The 17,430-nt window shown below is 74.3% G+C and carries 13 protein-coding genes; 1 reads left to right on the forward strand and 12 read right to left on the reverse strand.

Annotated elements, in window-relative coordinates:
* Positions 1-51: 51 nt before the first annotated feature.
* The 4 genes from ACIOJE_RS32930 to ACIOJE_RS32945 form a co-directional block, all read right to left on the reverse strand.
* A complete protein-coding gene (locus ACIOJE_RS32930; RefSeq protein WP_400781250.1) occupies positions 52-1,314 on the reverse strand; it encodes an AI-2E family transporter in 1,263 nt (420 codons plus the stop codon).
* A gap of 80 nt (positions 1,315-1,394) precedes the next feature.
* Complete coding sequence (locus ACIOJE_RS32935; protein ID WP_280685727.1) at positions 1,395-1,589, reverse strand: DUF3046 domain-containing protein; 195 nt, start codon at positions 1,587-1,589, stop codon at positions 1,395-1,397.
* A complete protein-coding gene (locus tag ACIOJE_RS32940; RefSeq protein ID WP_280685726.1) occupies positions 1,586-2,176 on the reverse strand; it encodes a GNAT family N-acetyltransferase in 591 nt (196 codons plus the stop codon). The genes ACIOJE_RS32935 and ACIOJE_RS32940 overlap by 4 nt, the downstream gene beginning before the upstream one ends.
* Positions 2,177-2,242: 66 nt before the next feature.
* Entirely contained in the window at positions 2,243-3,775 is a 1,533-nt protein-coding gene (locus ACIOJE_RS32945; protein ID WP_400781253.1) for a S8 family serine peptidase, read from the reverse strand.
* Between the two features lie 158 nt (positions 3,776-3,933).
* On the opposite strand from ACIOJE_RS32945, the gene ACIOJE_RS32950 reads away from it, so the two are divergent.
* Positions 3,934-8,652 (forward strand): ATP-dependent helicase, encoded by a 4,719-nt coding sequence (locus ACIOJE_RS32950; protein WP_400781256.1) that lies wholly within the window; start codon positions 3,934-3,936, stop codon positions 8,650-8,652.
* Positions 8,653-8,756: 104 nt separating this feature from the next.
* Here the strand turns inward: ACIOJE_RS32950 and ACIOJE_RS32955 are convergent, their stop codons facing one another.
* The 8 genes from ACIOJE_RS32955 to ACIOJE_RS32990 all read right to left on the reverse strand — a co-directional run bounded on the left by ACIOJE_RS32955 (position 8,757) and on the right by ACIOJE_RS32990 (position 17,233).
* Positions 8,757-9,041 carry a hypothetical protein gene (locus ACIOJE_RS32955; RefSeq protein ID WP_280685723.1) on the reverse strand — a complete coding sequence of 95 codons (285 nt, stop codon included), beginning with the start codon at positions 9,039-9,041 and terminating at the stop codon, positions 8,757-8,759.
* Positions 9,042-9,096: 55 nt separating this feature from the next.
* Entirely contained in the window at positions 9,097-9,465 is a 369-nt protein-coding gene (locus tag ACIOJE_RS32960) for a helix-turn-helix domain-containing protein (protein WP_049660741.1), read from the reverse strand.
* Between the two features lie 381 nt (positions 9,466-9,846).
* Positions 9,847-10,323, reverse strand: coding sequence for a CinA family protein (locus ACIOJE_RS32965; protein ID WP_400781275.1), 477 nt, complete (start codon positions 10,321-10,323; stop codon positions 9,847-9,849).
* Positions 10,324-10,355: 32 nt separating this feature from the next.
* Positions 10,356-10,994, reverse strand: coding sequence for a CDP-diacylglycerol--glycerol-3-phosphate 3-phosphatidyltransferase (gene pgsA / locus ACIOJE_RS32970; RefSeq protein WP_280685721.1), 639 nt, complete (start codon positions 10,992-10,994; stop codon positions 10,356-10,358).
* Positions 10,991-12,484 carry a 30S ribosomal protein S12 methylthiotransferase RimO gene (rimO, locus tag ACIOJE_RS32975; RefSeq protein ID WP_400781260.1) on the reverse strand — a complete coding sequence of 498 codons (1,494 nt, stop codon included), beginning with the start codon at positions 12,482-12,484 and terminating at the stop codon, positions 10,991-10,993. The genes pgsA and rimO overlap by 4 nt, the downstream gene beginning before the upstream one ends.
* Positions 12,485-12,602: 118 nt before the next feature.
* On the reverse strand, positions 12,603-13,463 hold the full coding sequence (locus ACIOJE_RS32980; RefSeq protein ID WP_280685719.1) for a helix-turn-helix domain-containing protein: 861 nt from the start codon (positions 13,461-13,463) through the stop codon (positions 12,603-12,605).
* A 279-nt stretch (positions 13,464-13,742) separates the two neighbouring features.
* Entirely contained in the window at positions 13,743-16,448 is a 2,706-nt protein-coding gene (locus tag ACIOJE_RS32985; protein ID WP_400781264.1) for a DNA translocase FtsK, read from the reverse strand.
* 146 nt (positions 16,449-16,594) lie between these two features.
* Positions 16,595-17,233: a response regulator gene (locus tag ACIOJE_RS32990; protein ID WP_280685754.1), complete on the reverse strand. Its 639-nt coding sequence runs from the start codon at positions 17,231-17,233 to the stop codon at positions 16,595-16,597.
* Positions 17,234-17,430 lie beyond the last annotated feature (197 nt).

Raw genomic sequence — 17,430 nt, forward strand, 5'->3', positions numbered from 1 at the left:
ACAAAGAACATCTGTTCGATTCAAGCCTCGCACGTCCGAACGGTGGCGGGGTCACTTCCCGTCGCCGCCGACCATGCGCCGCAGCCGCCGCGCCGCCTCCCGGCGCAGCTCCCGCCGGGCCCGCCGCTGCTCGCCCCGGTCGATCCGCGGGTCGGTGGCCACCTCGTACCGCCGCACGTACGTCCCGACGAAGCCCTGCAGGGTGGCCGCCGCCGGGATCGCGATCAGCGCGCCGACCGCGCCGAGCAGCGCCGCGCCCGCGATCACCGCCCCGAACGCGACCGCCGGGTGCACGTCCACCGTCTTCGCGGTGATCCTCGGGTGCAGCAGGTAGTTCTCGACCTGCTGGTAGACCACCACGAAGACCAGCACCCAGAGCGCGTCCACCGGCTGCACGGTGAGCGCCACCAGCACCGGCAGCGCGCCGGCCAGGTACGTCCCGATGGTCGGCACGAACTGCGACATGACGCCGACCCAGACCGCCAGCGCGGCCGAGTACGGCAGGTCGAGCAGCGCGAACATCACCCAGTGCCCGGCCGCCGAGACCACCGCGAGCAGTGCCCGGGAGTACAGGTAGCCCCCGGTCTTGGCGAGCGCGATCTCCCAGGCCCGCAGCACCTCGCCCTGCTTGGCGGGCGGCAGCAGCGAGCAGACCGTCCGGCGCACCCGCGGGCCCTCGGCGGTGAAGTAGAAGGTGAACAGCCCGACCGTGAAGGCCTGGAAGAGCCCGCCGATCACGGTGGAGGAAACGCCCCAGACGTTGTCGGCGGCCTGCTGGGCGTAGTTCTCGATCGCACCGGAGTCCTTGAGCAGCTTCTTCTGCAGCTCACCCAGCGACAGGTCCTGATGGAAGGTCTGATTGACCCAGTTCATCAGATTGTCGACCAGGTGCGGCAGGTCCCCGGCGATCTTCGCCACCTGATCGACCAGCAGCGTGCCGAGCGCCGCGAGGAACCCGATCACCGCGATCCCCACCGCGACGAACACCAGGAAGGTGCCGACCCCCCGGCGCACCCCGCGCGCCGCCATCCGGTCGACGGCGGGCTCCAGCGCCAGCGAGAGGAAGAAGGCCACCAGCAGCATCACGAAGAGGTCGATCAGCTGGTGGAAGGCCCAGTCGGCGAGCTGGAAGAGCCCGACCAGCACCAGGGCCAACACCATCGCCCGGGGCAGCCAGCGCGGCATCCCGCTGCCCCAGAGCCTGCTGCCCGGCCCTTCGCCCTCCGGCAGCCGCGGTTCGGGCGGCGCGCCCGCGGCCTCGTCGGCAACCCGCGCCGACCTGTCCGAATTCTGCGCTTCTGTGCTGCTGGTCACTCCGACAGTCTCACCCATCGCCCGGGCCCGCCCGAGCACCGGGCACCCCCGTTCGGCCCAGGGAGATCAGGGGTCAGGAATCAGCGCAGCACGCCGGAGACGCCCTGGGTCTCGCAGACCACCCGCCAGACGTCCTTGGCCTCCCAGCCGGCCTCCAGCGCCTGCCGCACCGTCCGCCCGCCGAGTTCGCTCATCACGTGGTCGGCGGCGAAGGACTCCGCGTACGCCTCCCCGAAGTGCGCGTGCATCCGTCGCCAGAACTCGGTCAGCCTCATGGCTCCAGTATCCCGGACCGCCCCGCGCCGCCCGCGGCCTGCCACTGCCCGGCCGTCAGCGCGTACTCGACCTCGCCGTGCTCGCTGCCGGGGATCGCCTCCGGGTAGTCCTCGTGGAAGGTGCGGACGTAGGACAGCCCGGTCTTCTCCATCACCCGCCGCGAGCCCGCGTTCACCGCCATCGTGTACGCCACCACCCGCCGCACGCCCAGCTCGGTGAAGCCGCGGCGGACCAGCGCCCGCGCGCCCTCGGTCGCGTACCCGAGCCCCCAGGCGGCCCGGCGCAGCCGGTACCCCAGCTCGACCTCGGAACGCGCGCCGTCCGTGGTCGGCCGGAACTCGAACCAGCCCAGGAACGCTCCGCCGGCCCGCTCCTCGGCCGCCCACCAGCCGAGGTCGCCGTACTGCCGGTAGTGCGCGAGGTAGCGCGGCAGCAGCTCGCCCTCGACCGTCTCCCGCGCGGTCGGCCGCCCGCCGGTGAGGTAGCGCATCACCTCGGGGTCGCCGTCCAGCTCGACCAGGTGGTCGGCGTCCGCCGCGGTGAAGCGGCGCAGGAGCAGCCGCTCGGTGGTGAGGAAGGTGGTCACGCCCCGATCCTCACCCGTCGGCCCGGCCGCCGCACCCGGTTTTCCGCACCCGGTCCCCCACCCGCCTCAGTGCGGCAGCGCGAGCAGCCCCGCACCGAAGTACTGCCGGTCCCCGCAGGCGTACGGCCCGGGCGGGCAGGCGGCGGCCGCGGTACCGGCGAGCAGGGCGGCGAGCGGGCCGGAGCCGTAGTCCGGGTGCAGCGCGGCGGCCACCGCGACCGCGCCGGTGACGTGCGCCGCCGCCATCGAGGTGCCGGCCAGCGCCGCGTACTGCCCGCCGGGCCAGTCGGAGACGATCGCGCCCTGCGCGCCGCCGTCCGGGTCTCCGCCGGGGGCGGCCAGCGAGACCCGGCCGCGCCCGAGGTTCGAGTAGCCGGACGGGCGGCCGTCCCGGTTGACGGCGGTGACCGTGACCACGCCGGGCAGTTCGCCGGGCAGCCGGATGCACTCGGCGCCCAGGTAGCGGGAGCGGGCCGGGCCGGAGACCCGGTCGTTGGGGCTGCGCTCGTCGGACCGGGGGGCCCCGAGGTCCTGCCCGTCGTTGCCGGCCGAGGCGACCACCACGGCACCCTTGCGCTGGGCGTAGCCGGACGCCCGACCGACGGCGGCGATCAGCGCGGCCTGGTCCGGGTCCTCCGGGCAGTTGTACTTCCACGGGTCGGCGAAGTAGCTGTTGTTGATCGCCTTGGCGCCGTGGTCGGCGGCCCAGAGCATGCCGCAGACGATGTTCTCGGCGTAGTACTGGCCGAGCGGTCCGAGCAGCCGGACGGCGGCGATCCGCACGCCGGGCGCGACCCCGGTGACGCCGTGGCCGTCCCGGGCGGCGCCGACGATCCCGGCGACGTGGGTGCCGTGACCGCTCTCGCCGACGCCGGGGTCGGGCCGCCAGGCGCCGGAGCGGGCGTCGGGCCGGCCGTCGGCGCAGGAGGCGGAGGCCTTCGGGTCGACGGCGGCCCGCAGGTCCGGGTGGGTGTCGTCGACGCCGGAGTCGAGCACCGCCACCAGCACCTTGCGCAGCGCGTCGGCGGTCGGCGCGGCGCCGGCCGCGGGCCCGGGCGGCGCGGCGGAGGCGTCGTCGGCCCGGGCACCGGCGGCGCCGAGCATGGCGAGGTTCCACGGGTCGCCCTCGGCCGGATCGGGCACGGTGACGGTGCCGCCGTCCATCCGGTCGGCGCTGCTGCGGCCTGCACGGTCGGCGCCGGCGGAGAAGTCCCCGGCGCCGTCCAGCAGCCGGGGCGGCCCGACCACCGGCACGGTCCGGGTGGCGCCGACGGCGGCGATCCCGGGCCGGGCCCGCAGCTTGTCCGCGAAGCCGCCGGTGGCGTACGCCAGGACGGCCCCGATCTGCGGGTACTCCTGGACCACCTGCCCGCCCGCCGCCCGGCTCTCGGCGCCGGCCCGGGCGGCGCCGGCGGTGTCCTCCTGCTCGGCCAGGACCAGGTAGCTGAGGTAGGACCGACTCGATCCGGCCACGTACGGGACGGCGCCGCCGACCACGAGCGCGGTGAGCAGCATCGCGAGCAGCGCCCGGGCGGGCCCGCCGGTCCGACGCCGACGGGCGGGGCAGGCGGGACCGCCGGACGGGTTCACCTGCGCCATCGCACGGCCTCCGCTCGTCGGTCCGATGGGTCACGAATGGATCACTGGTCTGAATCATCACCATATGAGCGGATTGCTCTTTGTGCTCCTTCAACTACACCCGCGCACCCCCGCTCCCCCGGCCCCCGGTTGTCGGTGCCACCCGGCACCATGGGGGCATGGCGCCCCAGCACCCGACCCCGCCCACCGGAGACCCCCTGGCCGGATTCGCCCCGACCACCCGGGCCTGGTTCACCGGCGCCTTCTCCGCCCCCACCACCGCCCAGTCCCAGGCCTGGCACGCCATCCGGCAGGACACCGACGTCCTCGTGGTCGCCCCCACCGGCTCCGGCAAGACGCTCGCCGCCTTCCTCTCCGCCCTCGACCGGCTGAGCAGCACCCCGCCCCCGGCCGACCCCAAGCGCCGCTGCCGGGTCCTCTACGTCTCGCCGCTCAAGGCCCTCGCGGTGGACGTCGAGCGCAACCTGCGCGCCCCGCTGACCGGCCTGCGCCAGGCCGCCGTCCGACTCGGCCTGCCCGAGCCCGAGGTCCAGGTCGCCATCCGCTCCGGCGACACCCCGGCCGCCGACCGCCGCCGCTTCGCCACCCACCCGCCGGACATCCTGATCACCACCCCCGAGTCGCTGTTCCTGCTGCTCACCTCCGCCTCCCGGGAGGCCCTGCGCGGCGTCGACACGGTGATCCTCGACGAGGTGCACGCGGTCGCCGGCACCAAGCGCGGCGCCCACCTCGCGCTGAGCCTGGAGCGCCTGGACGAACTGCTGGAGCGCCCGGCCCGCCGGATCGGCCTGTCCGCGACCGTCCGCCCGGTCGAGGAGGTGGCCCGCTACCTCAGCCCGCAGCGCGGCGCCGTCGTCGTCCAGCCCTCCGCCGCCAAGGAGTTCGACCTGTCGGTGGTCGTCCCCGTCCCCGACCTGGACGACCTGCCCGCCGCCCCGGCCACCGGCGGCTCCGCCGACAACGACCCGCAGCGACAGGCCTCCATCTGGCCGCACGTCGAGGAGCGGATCGTCGACCTGGTCCAGGCGCACCGCTCGACCATCGTCTTCGCCAACTCCCGCCGCCTCGCCGAGCGCCTGTGCAACCGGCTGAACGAGATCGCCCACGAGCGCGCCACCGGCACCGCCGCGCCCGAGGCGCACGCCCCGGCCCAGCTGATGGGCGGCTCCGGTGCGGCCAGGGGCGTCCCCCCGGTGCTCGCCCGGGCCCACCACGGCTCCGTCTCCAAGGAGCAGCGGGCACTGGTCGAGGAGGAGTTGAAGGCCGGCCGGCTGCCCGCCGTGGTCGCCACCTCCAGCCTGGAGCTGGGCATCGACATGGGCGCCGTCGAACTGGTCGTCCAGGTCGAGTCCCCGCCCTCGGTCGCCTCCGGCCTGCAGCGGGTCGGCCGGGCCGGCCACCAGGTCGGCGCCGTCTCCACCGGCGTCTTCTTCCCCAAGTACCGCGGGGACCTGGTGCAGTCCGCCGTGGTCACCGAGCGGATGCGGGCCGGCCGGATCGAGGCACTGCGCGTGCCGCGCAACCCGCTGGACGTGCTCGCCCAGCAGCTGGTCGCGATGACGGCGCTGGACAGCTGGCCGGTGGACGAACTGCTCACCGTGGTCCGCCGCGCCGCGCCCTTCGCCACCCTCCCGCAGTCCGCCTTCGAGGCCGTGCTCGACATGCTGGCCGGCCGCTACCCCTCGGACGCCTTCGCCGAGCTGCGCCCCCGGGTGGTCTGGGACCGGGTGGCCGGCACCGTGACCGGCCGCCCCGGTGCCCAGCGGCTCGCCGTCACCTCCGGCGGCACCATCCCCGACCGCGGACTGTTCGGCGTCTTCATCGCCGGCGCGACCGGGTCCGATCCGAAGACGGGGAAGAAGGGCGGCGGCGGCCGGGTCGGAGAGCTCGACGAGGAGATGGTCTACGAGTCCCGCGTCGGCGACGTGTTCACCCTCGGCACCACCTCCTGGCGGATCGAGGAGATCACCCACGACAAGGTGCTCGTCACCCCCGCCCCCGGCGTCCCCGGCCGGCTCCCGTTCTGGAAGGGCGACACCCTCGGCCGCCCGCTCGAACTCGGCCGCGCCCTCGGCGCGTTCACCCGCGAGCTGGGCGCCCTGGCACCCGAGGACGCCACCTCCCGGCTCCGGCAGGCCGGCCTGGACGACTGGGCCGCCGCCAACCTGCTCGACTACCTCGCCCAGCAGCGCGCCGCCTGCGGCCACCTCCCGGACGACCGCACCATCGTGGTCGAGCGCTTCCGGGACGAGCTCGGCGACTGGCGGATCGTCATCCACTCCCCCTTCGGCGCCCAGGTGCACGCCCCCTGGGCACTCGCCCTCGGCGCCCGGCTGCGCGAGAAGCACGGCCTCGACCCCCAGGTCATGCACGCCGACGACGGCATCGTGCTCCGCCTGCCCGACGCCGACCTGCTGGCCCCCGACTTCGACTTCGGAAGCCCCACCGGCCTTTCCCCGCAGGCGGGTTCGGACGAGGCCCCGGTCGGCGCCGACGCCGCCCTGTTCGACCCCGCCGAGATCGAGCAGCTGGTCACCGACCAGGTCGGCGGCTCCGCCCTGTTCGCCTCCCGCTTCCGCGAGTGCGCCGGCCGCGCCCTGCTGCTCCCACGCCGCAGTCCCGGCCGCCGCACCCCGCTCTGGCAGCAGCGCCAGCGCGCCGCCCAACTGCTCGAAGTAGCCTCCGAGTACGGCTCGTTCCCGATCGTCCTGGAGGCCGTCCGGGAGTGCCTGCAGGACGTCTTCGACGTGCCCGGCCTGGTCGAGCTGATGGGCGACCTCGAATCCCGCGCCGTCCGTCTGGTCGAGGTCACCACCCCCGAGCCCTCGCCCTTCGCCCGCTCCCTCCTGTTCGGCTACGTCGCCCAGTTCCTCTACGAGGGCGACTCCCCGCTCGCCGAACGCCGCGCCGCCGCCCTCTCCCTGGACTCCCGGCTGCTCTCCGAACTCCTCGGCCAGGCCGAGCTGAGCGAACTGCTCGACCCGCAGGTGCTCGCCGCGTTGGAGGCCGAGCTCCAGCGCCTCACCCCCGAGCGCCGGGTCAAGGACGCCGAGGGCGTCGCCGACGCGCTGCGCCTGCTCGGCCCGCTCACCGAGGCCGAGCTGGCCGCCCGCGGCGCCGAGCCGCTCTGGGCACTGGAGTTGGAGGCCACCCGCCGGGTGATCCAGGTCCGGATCGCCGGCGAACCGCGCTGGGCCGCCGTGGAGGACGCCGGACGGCTGCGCGACGCGCTCGGCACCCCGCTGCCGGTCGGCGTCCCCGAGGCCTTCACCGAACCGGTCAAGGACCCGCTGGGCGACCTGCTCGCCCGTTACGCCCGCACCCACGGCCCGTTCACCGCCGCCGAGGCCGCCACCCGGTTCGGCCTCGGCACCGCCGTCGTCACCGGCACCCTGCACCGCCTCACCGCCGCCGGCCGCCTGGTCCAGGGCCAGTTCAGGCCGGTCGAGAGCCACACCGCCACCGCCGAGTGGTGCGACGCCGAGGTCCTGCGCCGACTGCGCCGCCGCTCGCTGGCCGCCCTGCGCCACGAGGTCGAGCCCGTCCCGCCGCGCGCCCTGGCCGCCTTCCTCCCGCAGTGGCAGCACCTGGCCGGCCACCGGCTGCGCGGCCCGGACGGCCTGCTCCGCGTGGTCGAGCAGCTCCAGGGCACCGCCCTGCCCGCCTCCGCCCTGGAGAAGCTGATCCTCCCGGCCCGGCTCTCCGACTACTCCCCCGGCCTGCTGGACGAGCTGATGGCAGCCGGCGAGATCGGCTGGTGCGGAGCCGGCGCGCTGCCCGGCAAGGACGGCTGGCTCAGCCTGCACCTGGCCGAGAGCGCCCACCTGCTGCGCCCCGAGCCCGTCCCGCCCGCGCTCACCCCCGTGCACAGCGCGCTGATGGCGGCGCTGGCCGGCGGCTACGGCCTGTTCTTCCGCCAACTGGTCCAGCAGCTGCCGGAGGAGACCCCGGAGCCGGAGATCGTCGAGGCACTCTGGGACCTCGCCTGGGCCGGGTACGTCACCAACGACACCCTCGCCCCGCTGCGCGCCCTGCTCGGGTCCGGCCGAACGGCGGGCGCCACCGCCCACCGCGCGCCCCGGGCCACCCCGCGCGGCCGCTACGGCGGCGCCGGCCGCGCCTTCGGCCGGGTCGGCGGCGCCCCGCGCAGCGGCCCGCCGACGGTGGCCGGGCGCTGGTCGCTGCTGCCCGCCTTCACCGCCGACCCGACGGTCCGGGCCACCACCCGGGCGCAGAACCTGCTGGACCGGCACGGCCTGCTCACCCGGGGCGCGGTGACGGCCGAACGGGTGCCGGGCGGCTTCGCCGGGGTGTACCGGGTGCTCGCCGCGATGGAGGAACGCGGCCGGGCCCGCCGGGGGTACTTCGTCGAGGGCCTGGGCGGTGCCCAGTTCGCCATGGAGGGCGCGGCGGACCGACTGCGCTCGGTCAACGGCCGGCTGGAGCGGCCCCGGGCCACCGAGTGGCCGGCCGCCCCGGCCGCCGAGCCGCCGCAGGTGCTGGTGCTGGCCGCCGCCGATCCGGCCAACGCCTACGGCGCCGCGCTGCCGTGGCCGGAGCCGCCGGCGGCCCCCGGCGCCAAGGAGGCCCGGGCGCACCGCCCGGGCCGCAAGGCGGGCGCCCTGGTGGTGCTGGTGGACGGTGAGTTGGCGCTGTACGTCGAGCGGGGCGGCAAGTCGCTGCTGGCCTGGCCGGAGGACGAGGCCACCCGGGCGGTGGCGGCGGGCGCGCTGGCGGGCGCGGTCCGCGAGGGCGCGCTCGGCAGCGTCACGGTCGAGCGGGCCAACGGCGAGCCGGCCCTCGGCTCGGAGCTGGGCGCCGCCCTGGAGGCGGCCGGCTTCCACGCCACCCCGCGCGGCCTGCGCCTGCGCCTCTGAGGCACGACCGGAGGGCGCTGCGGGCCCGGACAGCGCCGAAGGCCGTGGGGCGGCTGTCGCCCCACGGCCTTCCTTCGTTCGCTCGTATCACCCGTTCGGGTGGCTCACCCCACCGGCGGCTGCGCCTCCACCGGGACCACGGCCTCGGGGTGCGGGCGCCGCTGCGGCCCGGTCGCGTTCCGGTCGGCGTGGACCGGGATCAGGCCGAGCCCCCAGCCGCCGGCCACGAGCAGTCCCAGCACCGCACCGTCCGCGAACTGTCCGCGGACCACCAGGAGCCACCAGAACAGCCCCGCCGACAGGACCAGCAGGACCCGGCGGGCCGACCACGGTTCCAAGCGCCGCAGCCGTATTCGGGCCTCCGTGCACACCGTCGCGGCTCTTCGCACGACCGCCCTCCTTCGCTCGCCCCGGGCACCAGGAGCCCGGGAGTCGAGGCCGGGTTCAGGCGGCGACCACGTCCATCGCGGCGGCCTTGGGCGACATGTTCGCCCGGTCGGTGCCGGGGGCGGGCAGCGGAACCGGTTCGAGTACCGGCCTCAGCAGATCACCTTCGGAGAGGGTGGCCATCGCCGCAAGTTCGGCGAGCGAGAGTTCGTCGCTGACCTCGCGCATGACCTCGGACATCCGGACGTCCAGCGCGTCGCAGATGGCGGAGAGCAGCTCCGAGGAGGCCTCCTTCTGTCCCCGCTCGACCTCGGAGAGGTAACCGAGCGAAACCCTGGCGGCCGCCGACACCTCGCGGAGTGTGCGGCCCTGGCGCTGGCGCTGCCGACGCAGTACATCGCCCAGTAGGCGACGGAGCAGGATCATCGGTGCCTCCCTCCTCGGACTGCGGATCGAGATGTCACGACCCCACCGTACCGCCTTGCCCGCTTCGCGTGCGGGGACCCTGGTCGTGTTCACTCTGGGCTGCAAGGCCGTCCCCCTCCTCGTTCCGGTGTCGTTCCCGGGTCCGCGGGCCCCTCGTGGTACCCGTCGCCGGCCGCCCGGCCACCGTCACGCAACTCGTTCGCCACCTGGTTTCTGCCCAACCAGGCCGTTGGATGTAACACGATCCTCCAGCTGTGCCATACCCGCGTACCAGACCGGCAGATCTCGGTTCGGTGGAGATCTCCGCGGCCGGGGCTCCACCGCGCCTCCGCGGTGCTTCCAACGGGGTACGAGACACCCGGGTGCGGGGCCCCCGGGGGTTCAGGTCGTGGGCGTACCGGCCGGGAGCCGCCCGACGAGCAGCTCCAGAGCGGCGGTCACCGCCCCGTGACGGATTCTGGCACGCCCGCCCGACAGCCGGGGCGAACTGACCAGAGTTCCCTCCGGACCGGCGACCGCCAGGTGTACGGTGCCCACCGGCTGTCCGTCCTGCGGGTCCGGCCCGGCCACCCCGGTCGTCGCGAGCCCGTACGTGGCCCCCAGCAGTCGGCGCACGCCCTCGGCCATCTGCCCGGCCACCACCGGGTGGACCGGCCCGTACACCGCCAGCAGCCCCTCGTCCACGCCGAGCACCGAGGCCTTCAGCTCGGTGGCGTAGGCGGTCACCGAGCCGCGGAAGGTCGCGGACGCCCCGGGGACGTCCACCAGCGCGGCCGCGAGCAGCCCGCCGGTCAGCGACTCGGCGACGGCCAGCGTGCCGCCCCGGGCGCGCAGCGCCTCGTGCGTGCGCACCGCCAGGTCGTAGTCCGTCACCCGGTCTCCCCCGTCGCTCACCGGTCCGCGCGCTCCGCGGCCAGTCCCTCACGGCGCAGTCGCAGCGCCTGTCCGACGTAGTCCAGCGCGGTACCGACGGTCAGCAGCACCGCCAGGGCCATCAGCACGGCCCGCGCGGTGGCCAGCCAGCCGGTCAGCTCCAGGACGTACATGCCGACCGCGATGCCCTGGGTCAGCGTCTTGATCTTGCCGCCGCGGCTGGCCGGGATGACCCCGTAGCGGATCACCCAGAAGCGCATCAGGGTGATGCCGAGTTCGCGGGCCAGGATCACCGCGGTGACCCACCAGGGCAGGTCGCCGAGCAGCGAGAGGCCGATCAGCGCCGAGCCCATGATCGCCTTGTCGGCGATCGGGTCGGCGATCTTCCCGAAGTCGGTGACCAGGCCCTTGCGGCGGGCCAGCTCGCCGTCGAACAGGTCGGTGATCATCGCGATGGCGAACGAGGCCCAGGCGACCGAGCGCCACTTGGGGTCGTGCCCGCCGTCGGCGAACAGCAGCGTCACGAAGACCGGCACCAGCAGCAGCCGGAGCATCGTGAGCATGTTGGCGATGTTCCAGACGGCCGGTGCCGGCGGCACCGCGGCCGCCGGTCTGCCCGGGTGGGCCGCGGCCGGGGCACCTGGCCCCTTGGTCATTCCCCGGCTCCCGGGGCCTGACGGACCCGGACCTGCTCCAGCGCCTCGGCGATCAGGTCGACGCCCTCGCTGGCGACCACCTTGGCCCGGTGGAACTGGCCGATCTCGGGGTTCTCGACGCCGGCGAGGGTGGTCAGGCCGTCGGTCTCCGGGGCCTGGTGGGCCGCCCGGCCCTCGACCACGCCGTCCTCGATCGACTCGATCAGCACCTCGACCTCGGTGCCGACGCGCTGCTCGGCCCGCTGGGCGGTCATCTCCTCGGCCAGTCGGCTCAGCCGGCTCAGCCGGTCGGCGATCACGTCCTCGGGCAGCTTGCCGTCGTAGGTCGCGGCCTCGGTGCCGTCCTCGTCGGAGTAGCCGAAGACGCCGATCGCGTCCAGCCCGGCGTGCGTGACGAAGCGTTCCAGCTCGGCGAAGTCCTCCTCGGTCTCACCGGGGAAGCCGACGATGAAGTTGGACCGGGCGCCGGCCTGCGGGGCCTTGTCCCGGATGGTCTTCAGCAGCTCCAGGAACTGGTCGGTGGAGCCGAAGCGGCGCATCCGGCGCAGCACCGCGGGCGCCGAGTGCTGGAAGGACAGGTCGAAGTAGGGCACCACGTCCGCGGTCCCGGTCATCGCGTCGATCAGTCCGGGGCGCATCTCGGCGGGCTGGAGGTAGGAGACCCGGACCCGCTCGACGCCCTCGATCGCGGAGATCTCGCCGAGCAGCGTCTCCAGCAGCCGGATGTCACCGAGGTCCTTGCCGTACGAGGTGTTGTTCTCGCTCACCAGGACGACCTCGCGCACGCCCTGCCCGGCCAGCCACTGGGCCTCGTGCAGCACGTCGGAGGGGCGGCGGGAGATGAAGGAGCCGCGGAAGGCCGGGATGGCGCAGAAGGAGCACCGCCGGTCGCAGCCGGAGGCGAGCTTGACCGAGGCGACCGGGTTGTCGTCGAGCCGCTTGCGCAGGGTGCGCGGGCCGGAGGCCGGGGCGAGGCCCTCGGGCAGGTCGGTGATCGGCTCGGCCGGGGTCTCGGCGGCGCCGTGGCCGGGCAGCGCGACGGCCTCGGCGGCGGACTGCCGCTCGGCCGGGCTGATCGGCAGCAGCTTGCGGCGGTCGCGCGGCAGGTGCGGGGCGTGGTGGCCGCCGGAGAGGATGGTCTGCAGGCGCTCGGAGATGTCGGCGTAGTCGTCGAAGCCGAGCACGCCGTCGGCCTCCGGCAGCGCGTCGGCGAGCTCCTTGCCGTACCGCTCGGCCATGCAGCCGACCGCGACGACGGCCTGGGTGCGGCCGTGCCCCTTGAGGTCGTTGGCCTCCAGCAGGGCGTCCACGGAGTCCTTCTTGGCGGCCTCGACGAAGCCGCAGGTGTTGACGACGGCGACGTCCGCTTCGGCGGCGTCGTCGACGAGCGACCAGCCGTCGGCTTCCAGTCGCCCGGCGAGTTCCTCGGAGTCCACCTCGTTGCGGGCGCATCCGAGCGTGACAAGGGCGACAGTACGGCGTTCAGGCATAGGCCCAAGATTAACGCGCGGCCTCCGGTGCCGTTCGCCCCGGAGGCCATGCACCTCGGATTACCGGATCTCCGCCAGGCCGCCGCCCCGGCCTCCAGGGCCTCGGGAGGCCCTGTGGTCAGCCCGCCTGCGGGTCGCCGGGGGTGTACGTGACGTGCACCACCTGGCCGTCCTTGCCCAGGAGGCCGAGGTCCTTGCCGTTGACGTACGCGTGCACGGCCCCGCCGTTGCCGAGCACCAGTTTGATCTGCTTGGGGTCGGTGAAGGTCTGGTCCTGGCCGCCGCTGATGTTGTTCTGGAACAGCGACTTGCCGCTGCCGTCCACCGCGGACACCCAGCTGGTGCCCTCGGCGACCAGCTTCACGGTGACCTTGTCGGCCGGGACGGCGGCGATCGCGGCGGCGCTCGGCGCGGGCGCCGGCGGCTGCACGTCGGGCGAGGGCGCGGGGGCGACCGAGCCGGTGCCGGAGCCGCTGGGCAGCGGCGCGCTGGCGGAGCCGGTGCCGGTGTGGTCGCCCTTGCCGCTGACCAGGTTGAAGCCGATCAGGGCGACCACCGCGACGATCGCGGCGACCATGGCCGCCGCCCAGTTCGGCCGGCCCCGGCCGGGCACCTTGATCGGGCCGCTGTCGATCAGCTGGGTCGGCCGCTTGGAGGCGGGCGACCCACCGTGCGCGGCGTCGTACCGGGTGATCAGCGCCTCGCCGTCCACGCCGACCGCGCGGGCGATCGCGCGGATGTGTCCGCGGGCGTAGAAGTCGCCGCCGCAGCGGTCGAAGTCGTCCTCCTCGACGGCATGGACGATCGGCACCCGGACGCGGGTCGCCGTACTCACCTGGTCCACGGTGAGCCCGGCCTCGATCCGGGCGGTGGACAGCACCCGGCCGATGCTCGGGGCATCGGCCGCCTGCACCGCCTCGTCGGACGTCTCGGCGGACGACGGGGCGTTCTCGCGGTCGCGGGACTTGCCGATGGTCACGGGGCGCGCCTTTCGAGCGGATGGCCACCTGCTGGGGAACAGTCTAGGGGCGTGGGCGGATCGTTTCTCAAGCGGAACAGGCCCGAATGCGCGCGCCCGCCCCGACCGGGGCCCGGCGCCCCACTGACTGTTCGTCAGCGGATCCGCGCGGGGAACCCGGGCTTCGCTTTTCCGGCCTGTGACGCGGTGTACGGACGTTCGGTTCCCGACATCGCGCCTACCCTCCCCCGAACGAGTGACACCTCGTTCGGGACACGGACCCGCCGGAGGCCCGGCCGGTCACCCGCGCAGGGTAACGAGCACCCCGTCCAGCTCATCCGGCTTCACCAGGACGTCGCGGGCCTTGGAGCCCTCGCTCGGACCGACGATCCCGCGCGACTCCATCAGGTCCATCAGCCGCCCTGCCTTGGCGAAGCCGACCCGGAGCTTGCGCTGGAGCATCGAGGTCGAGCCGAACTGGGTGGAGACCACCAGCTCGGCCGCCTGGATCAGCAGGTCCAGGTCGTCGCCGATCTCCTCGTCGATCTCCTTCTTGGGCCCGCCGCCGACCATCACGTCGTCCCGGTAGGCGGCGGCCAGCTGGTCCTTGCAGTGCTGCACCACCGCGGCGATCTCCGCCTCGGTGACGAACGCGCCCTGCATGCGGATCGGCTTGCTGGCGCCCATCGGCAGGAAGAGCGCGTCGCCCTTGCCGATCAGCTTCTCCGCGCCGGGCTGGTCCAGGATGACCCGGGAGTCGGCCATCGCGGAGGTCGCGAAGGCCAGCCGGGACGGCACGTTGGCCTTGATCAGACCGGTGACCACGTCCACCGAGGGCCGCTGGGTGGCCAGCACCAGGTGGATGCCGGCCGCGCGGGCCAGCTGGGTGATCCGGACCACCGAGTCCTCGACGTCGCGCGGCGCGACCATCATCAGGTCGGCCAGCTCGTCGACGATCACCAGCAGGTACGGGTACGGCTTCAGCTCGCGCTCGCTGCCGAGCGGCGGGGTGACCTTGCCGGCCCGCACCGCCGCGTTGAAGTCGTCCACGTGCCGGAAGCCGAACGCCGCGAGGTCGTCGTAGCGCAGGTCCATCTCGCGCACCACCCACTGGAGGGCCTCGGCGGCCTTCTTGGGGTTGGTGATGATCGGCGTGATCAGGTGCGGGATGCCCTCGTACGCGGTCAGCTCGACCCGCTTGGGGTCGACCAGCACCATCCGCACCTCGTCCGGGGTGGACCGGGCGAGCACCGAGGTGATCAGGCAGTTGATGCAGGACGACTTGCCCGCGCCGGTGGCGCCGGCCACCAGGATGTGCGGCATCTTGGCGAGGTTGGCCATCACGGTGTGGCCCTCGACGTCCTTGCCCATGCCGACGACCATCGGGTGGGTGTCCTCGGCGGCCGTGCGCGAGCGCAGCAGGTCGCCCAGGTTGACCATCTCGCGGTCCCGGTTGGGGATCTCGATGCCGACCGCGGACTTGCCCGGGATCGGGCTGATGATCCGCACGTCCGGGCTGGCCACCGCGTACGCGATGTTCTTGGCGAGCGCGGTGATCCGCTCCACCTTGACGGCCGGGCCGAGCTCGACCTCGTAGCGGGTGACCGTCGGCCCCCGGGTGAAGCCGGTGACCCTGGCGTCCACCTTGAACTCGGAGAAGGTGCCGGTGAGCTGGGCCACCACCTCGTCGTTGAGGGCGCTGCGGGCCTTGGCCGGGCCGCCGCGCTCCAGCAGGTCGAGCGGGGGCAGCGTGTAGGTGGTGTCGCCGACGAGCTGGAGCTGCTCCATCCGCACCGGCGCCGGGCCGTGCTCCTCGGGCGCCTCCGGGCCGCCGCTGCGGGCGGCCGGGACGGCGGCCTCCTCCGGCGGGGCGGTGCGGTCCTGCACCTGGTGCATCATGTCCGCCACCGCCGAGGAGGCGGGCACGCCGTAGACCAGCGCCCCGTCCAGGTCGGCGGCGGCACCGGCGGCGAGGTTGCGGGTGGCGTACGGGTCCGGCGGCTCCTTGTCCAGGGACACCCGGACGGCCTCCGGCTCGTCCTGGTCCGGCCCGACGGCGGGGTCCGGCTTGCGCCGGCGGCGGCGCCGGCGGGCACCCACCTCGTCGCGCGGGTCCTCGCCGTCGGTGTCCACGGTGAACGGCAGCGCGGACGGGTCGGCGTCCTCCGGCGGCTCGGTGGACAGCTCCCGCTCCGGCGTACGCCCCTCGCGCAGCTCGTCCTCCGGCCCGGGCTCCACCACGCCGAGCCGTACGCCGGCCGAGCGCAGCCGCTCGGGGATGCGGTTGACCGGGGTGGCGGTGACCACCAGCAGCCCGAAGAAGGCCAGCAGCAGGAGCAGCGGCACGGCCAACGCGGGCCCGGCGGCGGCCATCATCGGGGTGGACGCGGCCCAGCCGATGATTCCGCCGGCCGCCCTTATCCGGGAGGCGCCGCTGCCCATCATGGGCGCGCCGCAGCCGATGTGCACCAGACCGAGGACGCCGACCAGCAGCGCGCTCAGCCCGATCACGATCCGACCGTTGGCCTCCGGCAGCTCCGGGTGGCGCCAGAGCCGGATCGCTATCCCGGCCAGCAGGAACGGCACCAGCACGTCGAGCCGCCCGAACAGGCCGGACACCACGGCGATGGCCGCCTGACCGAGCCAGCCCTGCGGGCTGAACCAGGTGCCGGCCGCGGTCACCAGCGCGAGCGCGAACAGCAGCAGGCCCACCCCGTCCTTGCGGTGGGCGGGATGGAGGTTCTTGGCCCCGTCGCCGAAGCCCCGGAAGATCGCGGCGAGGCTGTTCGCCAGGCCGAGCCAGACGGCCCGGACGGCGCGGAAGAGTATCGGTTTGGGCGGCGGCGGGGGCGACGGAGCCGGTTTGGCCGCCGCCTTCTTCGCCGGGGCCGCCTTCTTGGCCGCCGCCTTCTTCGCGGGCGGCTTGCCCGGGGCCTTCGCCGCGGCCTTCTTGGACGGTCCCGGACTCGGGTTGCGTGCCGCGCTTCCGGGCGTACGAGTGGCCATGGGTCAGCAGCCTACCGGGGCGGACCACCAGTGGACATGCGCCCGAGTCGGGGCGCCGGGCCGTGTCGCAGACACACCGTCACGCTGACCGGGTTTCACCCGACCGCCCCCGGAAACCACCCGAAGGAGTGAATCGAACCGACCGGTTACGCGGTGCCCGGGCGCAGCGCGTCCAGGGCCCGGCGCAGGCCCACCAGCTTGCGCTCCAGGTGCGCCGCGGTGGCGGCCACCCCGGCGTCCTCGACGCCGTCCAGCTGCTTGCCGAGCGCCTCCGCCTGCTCCTCGACCGCCGCCAGCCGCGCGGACAGCTCGCCCAGCAGCGCCCCACCGAGGGCCGGCTCGCCGCCGCCCGCCTCCAGTTGCAGCCGCAGCAGCGCGGCCTGCTCCTTCAGCTGGCAGTTCTTCACGTACAGGTCGACGAAGACCGAGACCTTGGCTCGCAGCACCCACGGGTCGAAGGGCTTGGAGATGTAGTCCACGGCCCCGGCCGCGTAGCCGCGGAAGGTGTGGTGCGGACCGTGGTTGATCGCGGTCAGGAAGATGATCGGGATGTCCCGGGTGCGCTCGCGCCGCTTGATGTGGGCGGCGGTCTCGAAGCCGTCCATCCCGGGCATCTGGACGTCCAGCAGGATCACCGCGAAGTCGTCGGTGAGCAGCGCCTTGAGCGCCTCCTCACCGGAGACGGCGCGCACCAGCGTCTGGTCCAGCGCGGAGAGGATCGCCTCCAACGCCAGCAGGTTCTCCGGCCGGTCGTCGACCAGGAGGATCTTCGCCTTCTGCATCAGGGCTCGCCCTCCTGTCGCCTGACTGCCGCCCGGTGATGGCACTCGCGTACTGCCCACCGCTACCCCGGTCATGCTAGCCGCACCCCCTCGCCCGGCACATCGCTCCGTCGTGACCCGATCCGGAGCGGCGCGCGGCCAGTGCTCCGGCGCACGCTCAGCAGCGTGTCGCCATCCGGTCACTGTTCGCAACGATCGGT

Source organism: Kitasatospora sp. NPDC087861 (assembly GCF_044742585.1).
GTDB lineage: Bacteria > Actinomycetota > Actinomycetes > Streptomycetales > Streptomycetaceae > Kitasatospora.

Excerpts from the sequence above, each read along its gene's own strand:
- ACIOJE_RS32935 (WP_280685727.1), bottom strand. The coding sequence starts at position 1,589 with ATGAGGCTGACCGAGTTCTGGCGACGGATGCACGCGCACTTCGGGGAG.
- ACIOJE_RS32945 (WP_400781253.1), bottom strand. The coding sequence starts at position 3,775 with ATGGCGCAGGTGAACCCGTCCGGCGGTCCCGCCTGCCCCGCCCGTCGG.
- ACIOJE_RS32950 (WP_400781256.1), top strand. The coding sequence starts at position 3,934 with ATGGCGCCCCAGCACCCGACCCCGCCCACCGGAGACCCCCTGGCCGGA.
- ACIOJE_RS32960 (WP_049660741.1), bottom strand. The coding sequence starts at position 9,465 with ATGATCCTGCTCCGTCGCCTACTGGGCGATGTACTGCGTCGGCAGCGC.
- pgsA (WP_280685721.1), bottom strand. The coding sequence starts at position 10,994 with ATGACCAAGGGGCCAGGTGCCCCGGCCGCGGCCCACCCGGGCAGACCG.
- rimO (WP_400781260.1), bottom strand. The coding sequence starts at position 12,484 with ATGCCTGAACGCCGTACTGTCGCCCTTGTCACGCTCGGATGCGCCCGC.
- ACIOJE_RS32985 (WP_400781264.1), bottom strand. The coding sequence starts at position 16,448 with ATGGCCACTCGTACGCCCGGAAGCGCGGCACGCAACCCGAGTCCGGGA.